Origin of the sequence: Oscillatoria sp. HE19RPO (genome assembly GCF_024220515.1) — a bacterium.
Lineage (GTDB): Bacteria > Cyanobacteriota > Cyanobacteriia > Cyanobacteriales > Laspinemataceae > Laspinema.
On sequence record NZ_JAMXOT010000290.1, the window covers coordinates 21,072 to 27,418 of the forward strand.

Below are 6,347 nucleotides of genomic sequence, written 5' to 3' on the forward strand. Positions count from 1 at the left end.
TAAAAATCTCTCGGTTCAGAACTTGCCTAATTCTATGCGACTGACTTCTTTGGATGTGTTTCGCGGCATGGCGATCGCCAGTATGATTCTGGTCAACAACCCCGGTAGCTGGCAGCAGGTTTATCCCCCCCTCCTCCATGCACCCTGGCATGGGTTCACCCCCACGGACCTGATTTTCCCCGCATTCCTGTTCATCGCGGGGGTGGCAATGGCCTTTTCCTTCGCCAAATACACCACCTCCCCCAATTCTCCCCCTGCTGCTTCCGTTTACTTCAAAATCCTCCGTCGTGCGCTGATTCTCTTCGGTTTAGGCTTATTTTTGAACGGTTCAACCCTGGTCCTAAAGACTTTACTGCAAGGTCAACCCCTGGATTTTGGCACCCTGCGGATTATGGGAGTGTTGCAGCGGATTAGTTTGGCTTATTTATTGGGGGCGACTGCCATCCTCAACCTTTCCCGTCGTCGTCTGGGATTCCTCTGCCTTGCCATTCTCCTGGGATATTGGTTTGCACTCACCCAAATTCCCGTTCCCGGTTACGGTCCCGGGGATTTATCCCCCAAAGGTGCCGGGACCCTCGTCGCCTATCTCGATCGCCTGATTTTGACACCCCCCCATATTTTGGGCGATGGCAGCTTTGAACCGGAAGGACTACTCAGCACCCTCCCCTCGGTCGTTACCCTCCTCCTAGGCTTTTTTATCGGGGATTGGTTGCAGAAACAACCCGTCACCTCCCGCACCAGTCTGCAAATGGCCGGAGTTGCCGTCGCGACAATCATTACCGGCTCACTCTGGGGCCTACTTTTTCCCATTAACAAACAACTCTGGACCAGTTCTTTTGTAGTGTTGAGTGCCGGTTGGTCCCTGCTCTTATTGGCCGCCTGTTACGAACTGGTGGAGGTCCGTCAATGGCGAAGCTGGGCCTTTCCCTTTAAGGTCATGGGACTCAATGCCATCTTTGTCTTCGTTGCCTCGGGGTTTTTGGCCCGAATTTTGCTGTTTACCCCCATCAGTACCGCCACCGATGCGCCTAGTCTCTATACCTGGATGTATCGCAATGGGTTCGTCCCGATTTTAGGCGAACTCAATGGGTCTTTTGCGATCGCCCTCGTGACCCTGCTCTTTTGGACCTGGATTCTCTGGGGCCTCTACCGTCGCCGCTGGTTCTTCAAACTGTAGAGGTAATACCCCTAGGGGATTTTTCCGCCGCCTGTAGAGGCGATTCGCGAATCGCCTCTACATTGCGGGGCTTTTGATAATTTGGCAAGAAGCGCAACCGTCTGTAGCAGCAATACCCAGGGAGGGATTTTTCCGCCGCCTGTAGAGGCGATTCGCGATTGCGGGGCTTTTGATAATTTGGCAAGAAGCGCAACCGTCTGTAGCAGCAATACCCAGGGAGGGATTTTTCCGCCGCCTGTAGAGGCGATTCGCGAATCGCCTCTACATTGCGGGGCTTTTGATAATTTGGCAAGAAGCGTAACGATAGGGTGTTGCTTGAGCTTCGCAAATCCGATCGCCCAAGGGAAAGATTCACAATTATTAACACAAATCTCCCAGATGGCGATCGCACCGGGAATTTCCTCTGGATCCATCGCCTTCTCCCCCCCTTGAATCTAGGCAGGGAACCTTCGATCCCTATGCGCCACAGTGAAACCTAAGCCCATCCTCGATCCCCACCGGGTAAAATCAGTCTCCGGAATAATCCTAAGCCGATATACTCATTTTTGTTATTGTCACTCTTTTTATAACTAAGTCACCATAAAACATGATTTAACATAATTTACAGACTTGAGAGCGCCTCAGCACTGATTAAAGATAAAAATAATCTTTTCTAGGTGGGATAACTCCCGTTAACACCCCCATTCATTCCTTCACCCCCTTTACCTTTGCGGTGGAAGTGAACAATAATTGCCATCAACAGGGGAAAAACCCATTAGACGGCCAACTCATCGGATCCAACCGGAAAGAAGGCCCAAGCAGAATAAGACACAAACATTTAAGGAGAACACAAGCGTGAAACTTGCAGTTTACGGAAAAGGTGGTATCGGTAAATCTACGACAAGCTGTAATATCTCCGTGGCCCTCGCCAAGCGCGGTAAAAAAGTTCTACAAATTGGCTGTGACCCCAAACATGACAGCACTTTTACCCTGACTGGGTATCTGATTCCCACCATCATTGACACCCTGCAAGAAAAAGACTTCCATTACGAAGACGTTTGGCCGGAAGATGTCATTTACAAAGGCTATGGCGGCGTGGACTGTGTAGAAGCCGGTGGCCCTCCTGCTGGTGCCGGTTGCGGTGGCTATGTTGTGGGAGAAACCGTCAAACTGCTCAAAGAACTCAACGCCTTTGATGAATATGATGTGATTCTGTTTGATGTGCTTGGGGACGTGGTTTGTGGTGGATTCGCTGCACCGCTCAACTATGCCGACTACTGCGTAATCGTGACTGATAATGGCTTTGATGCCTTATTTGCGGCTAACAGAATTGCTGCATCGGTTCGCGAAAAAGCTCGCACCCATTCCTTGCGTCTGGCTGGGTTAATCGGTAACCGGACCTCCAAACGGGACTTGATTGATAAATATATCGACACCGTACCGATGCCGGTTTTAGAGATTTTGCCCCTGATTGAAGATATTCGCGTGTCTCGGGTGAAAGGGAAAACCTTGTTTGAAATGGCCGAGAGTGACCCTTCCCTCAACTACGTCTGTGATTACTACCTAAATGTCGCGGACCAGTTGCTCTCTTCCCCGGAAGGTGTCGTCCCGAATGACACCCCCGATCGCGAGTTATTCTCCCTGCTGTCTGACTTCTACCTCAATCCCGTCAAGGCTCCCGAACATTCCCCCGACGGCGAACTTGACCTGATGATGGTTTAGAAATCTGCACGAATCATGACGAGAATGGAGGGGGTGTTGAGAAAGTGGGTATGATTCAGTACGAGACAATAGATCTATAAAGAATACAACCTACTTGTTTTCAGCAACCCAGAGGGATAGGCGTTATGGCATTTTTTGAAGAATTCTCTGCCACTTTAAAGAATCAGTGGTTGAAATATTTTGAAGACAACCGTGACTGGCTCAACCTGCATATAAAGTTGGCAGCGGTGAACACTCCCGATGGCGGCAAACGGCCTCCCTCTTACTTCATTCTGGGCGTGATGAATGCCTTAGAACCGAAGTTAGCGCAACTGATGTTGCCTTTTTCGCAGCTTAATCCCGATCCAGATACCTTGATTGAGGTCATTGGTCTCAATTTTGACCCCGACCTCGCCCTCGGTAGAGGTCCCACAACTCCGGCATCGGCAACCAAGGGAGTCCAGCAAACAATCTCGGAGCTCACTCAGTCCCCTCCCCCAGTCCAACCTTCTATCCCGTCTCCAGAAGCAGCCGTTGCTCATGCTGCTGCGGTGGAACAGTCTCCAGAACCGGCTGTCACTCAAGCAGTAGAGAGCGATCGCGAGTATGACGATCCCGCTCTTTCGGTTGCAGCATCGGTGTTCGGTGACGAGGCGATCGCTGAAGAAGAATCTCTTGATCCCCTCGGGGAAATGGAGTCCTCAGACCTGGAATCCGATGATTTATCAGACTTTGGCGAGACGATCTCGGAGGAAGTCCAGATAGAAGTCACGGAAGTCACGATGACGATCGCCGAAGATCTCGATCTGAGTGATCTCTCTTCAGAATCCTCCAGTGATGATGACTTTGGAGCTATGGATTTAGGCGGTTTGGATTCAGAATCCTCCAGTGATGATGACTTGGGAGATATGGATTTAGGCGGTTTGGATTCAGAATCCTCCAGTGATGATGACTTGGGAGATATGGATTTAGGCGGACTGGATTCAGAATCCTCCAGTGATGATGACTTGGGAGATATGGATTTAGGCGGACTAGATTTAGAATCCTCCGGTGATGATGACTTGGGAGATATGGATTTAGGCGGACTAGATTCCGATGCCTCCGATGACTTGGGGGATATGGATTTAGGCGGTTTGGATTCAGAATCCTCCAGTGATGATGACTTGGGGGATATGGATTTAGGCGGTTTGGAGACAGAATCCTCCAGTGATGATGACTTTGGGGATATGGATTTAGGCGGTTTGGAGACAGAATCCTCCAGTGATGATGACTTTGGGGATATGGATTTAGGCGGTTTGGATTCCGATGCCTCCGACGATTTAGGGGATATGGACCTCGGGGGATTTGATGAAGAGACCGACGAGAATGCGATCGCTATGGAGAATCCGTTTGGGGAATCCGTACCGGATGACCTGGGAGACCTAGATTTAGGCGGTTTGGATTCAGAATCCACCACCAACGATGACCTAGGAGACCTGGATTTAGAGGGATTTGGAGAATCAAAATCCGACGATGACCTCGGAGATTTGGATTTAGAGGGATTTGGAGACACAAATTCTGACGATGACCTCGGGGATTTAGACCTCGATTCGTTAGGAGATGATGACTCAGAAGATGCGTTTGGTGATGTCGATTTGGATGCGTTAGCGGATGAAATGGACTCTGAAGATGATTCAGAAATGTCCGATCTTTTGAATGACTTGTAACGACTAATTCAGCACCAACAATTACGAGAGGAGAATCAATTCCATGACTGTTGCTCCATCTGAATCACTCACCTTTGAGTGTGAAACCGGCAACTATCATACCTTTTGCCCCATTAGCTGCGTCGCGTGGCTTTACCAGAAGATAGAAGATAGTTTCTTTTTAGTGATTGGCACGAAAACCTGTGGCTATTTCCTCCAGAATGCGATGGGGGTGATGATCTTCGCCGAACCGCGTTATGCGATGGCGGAATTGGAAGAGGCAGATATTTCGGCCCAGTTGAACGATTATGAAGAGTTGAAACGGTTGTGTTTACAAATTAAGCGCGATCGCAACCCCAGCGTAATCGTCTGGATCGGTACCTGCACCACTGAAATTATCAAAACCGACCTAGAGGGTCTCGCACCCAAACTGGAAGCGGACCTAGGCGTTCCCATCGTCGTCGCACGTGCCAACGGCTTAGATTATGCCTTCACCCAAGGCGAAGATACCGTATTGGCCGCAATGGTCCAACGTTGTCCCAATAAGGTGGAACAAGAGGAAGAAAAACAAGAACGCAACGCCATCCAGAAACTGCTCAACTTCGGTAAACAAAAAGAAGAAGTGGTGGCAGAAGAAGCGGAATATGCCAATCATCCTCCGTTGGTGCTGTTTGGTTCCTTACCCGACCCCGTAGTAACACAACTCACCTTAGAACTGAAGAAACAAGGGGTAAAAGTTTCCGGGTGGTTGCCATCCAAGCGCTATACCGAACTCCCCACCGTTGCCGAAGGGGACTATGCCTGTGGCGTTAACCCCTTCCTCAGTCGCACCGCTACGGCATTTATGCGTCGCCGGAAAGCCAAACTGATTGGCGCACCCTTCCCGATCGGTCCCGACGGCACCCGCGCCTGGATCGAAAAAATCTGTTCCGTCTTCGGCATCGAACCCGTCGGATTAGAAGAACGGGAAGCCCAAATCTGGGCCAGTTTGGAAGATTATGTCCAACTGATTCGCGGTAAATCCGTCTTCTTCATGGGAGATAACTTACTAGAAATCTCCCTAGCGCGGTTCCTCATCCGTTGCGGCATGACTTGCGCGGAAATTGGCATCCCCTATCTGGATAAACGCTACCAAGGACCCGAACTCGCCTTGTTAGAAAAAACCTGCCACGAGATGGGAGTTCCCTTGCCGAAAATTATCGAAAAGCCCGATAATTACAACCAATTGCAACGGATTCACGAAGTGAGACCGGATCTCGTCATCACCGGAATGGCCCACGCCAACCCCCTAGAAGCACGAGGAATCAGCACTAAATGGTCAGTCGAATTTACCTTCGCCCAAATTCACGGATTCACCAACGCCCGGGATATTTTAGAGTTAGTCACTCGTCCCATGCGTCGGAATAATTCCATGAAAGACCTAGGTTGGGACCGCTTAGTGAAAGAAGAAGCCCAAGTATAATCGAGGGTATCATTCATTACATCACTTAAAATAAGGGTGGGCATTAGTCCACCCTTTTTATACGGAATCCGGTTGTTAAAGCTCTGTAAAAACCCGCAGGCTGTTCGCGTAGCGTTCCGTAAGGAAAGCCTGGGGCTATACGGACAAAGCCCGCCTGCGCGGGCTCAAGAGTAAAGCGACTTTTGAACTCCTGATTTGGTATTGTTATCTTGTCAAAGTTCGTAGTAACGACTTCAGTCGTTATCTTGTCAAAGTTCGTAGTAACGACTTCAGTCGTTATCTTGTCAAAGTTCGTAGTAACGACTTCAGTCGTTATCTTGTCAAAGTTCGTAGTAACGACTTC

At 49.6% G+C, this 6,347-nt stretch carries 6 protein-coding genes; 5 read left to right on the forward strand and 1 reads right to left on the reverse strand.

The genetic code is table 11. From position 1 onward, the window contains the following. Positions 1-34 precede the first annotated feature (34 nt). The 5 genes from NG833_RS23570 to NG833_RS23590 all read left to right on the forward strand — a co-directional run bounded on the left by NG833_RS23570 (position 35) and on the right by NG833_RS23590 (position 6,004). Positions 35-1,177 carry an acyltransferase family protein gene (locus NG833_RS23570; RefSeq protein ID WP_254567711.1) on the forward strand — a complete coding sequence of 381 codons (1,143 nt, stop codon included), beginning with the start codon at positions 35-37 and terminating at the stop codon, positions 1,175-1,177. An 81-nt stretch (positions 1,178-1,258) separates the two neighbouring features. Beyond that, on the forward strand, positions 1,259-1,609 hold the full coding sequence (locus tag NG833_RS23575; protein ID WP_254567712.1) for a hypothetical protein: 351 nt from the start codon (positions 1,259-1,261) through the stop codon (positions 1,607-1,609). Positions 1,610-2,011: 402 nt separating this feature from the next. Beyond that, positions 2,012-2,878, forward strand: a complete 867-nt coding sequence (gene bchL, locus NG833_RS23580; RefSeq protein ID WP_254567713.1) for a ferredoxin:protochlorophyllide reductase (ATP-dependent) iron-sulfur ATP-binding protein — start codon at positions 2,012-2,014, stop codon at positions 2,876-2,878. Between the two features lie 125 nt (positions 2,879-3,003). Then, positions 3,004-4,563 carry a DUF5331 domain-containing protein gene (locus NG833_RS23585; RefSeq protein ID WP_254567714.1) on the forward strand — a complete coding sequence of 520 codons (1,560 nt, stop codon included), beginning with the start codon at positions 3,004-3,006 and terminating at the stop codon, positions 4,561-4,563. 43 nt (positions 4,564-4,606) lie between these two features. Continuing rightward, positions 4,607-6,004: a ferredoxin:protochlorophyllide reductase (ATP-dependent) subunit N gene (locus tag NG833_RS23590; RefSeq protein ID WP_254567715.1), complete on the forward strand. Its 1,398-nt coding sequence runs from the start codon at positions 4,607-4,609 to the stop codon at positions 6,002-6,004. Between the two features lie 43 nt (positions 6,005-6,047). Here NG833_RS23590 and NG833_RS23595 read toward each other — a convergent pair. Beyond that, positions 6,048-6,347, reverse strand: a 300-nt coding sequence (locus NG833_RS23595) for a hypothetical protein (RefSeq protein ID WP_254567716.1), incomplete at its 5' end; no start/stop codon positions are given.

What these genes read in the sequence shown, in the direction of transcription:
- NG833_RS23570 (WP_254567711.1), top strand. Translation starts at nt 35, where the DNA reads ATGCGACTGACTTCTTTGGATGTGTTTCGCGGCATGGCGATCGCCAGT.
- NG833_RS23585 (WP_254567714.1), top strand. Translation starts at nt 3,004, where the DNA reads ATGGCATTTTTTGAAGAATTCTCTGCCACTTTAAAGAATCAGTGGTTG.
- NG833_RS23590 (WP_254567715.1), top strand. Translation starts at nt 4,607, where the DNA reads ATGACTGTTGCTCCATCTGAATCACTCACCTTTGAGTGTGAAACCGGC.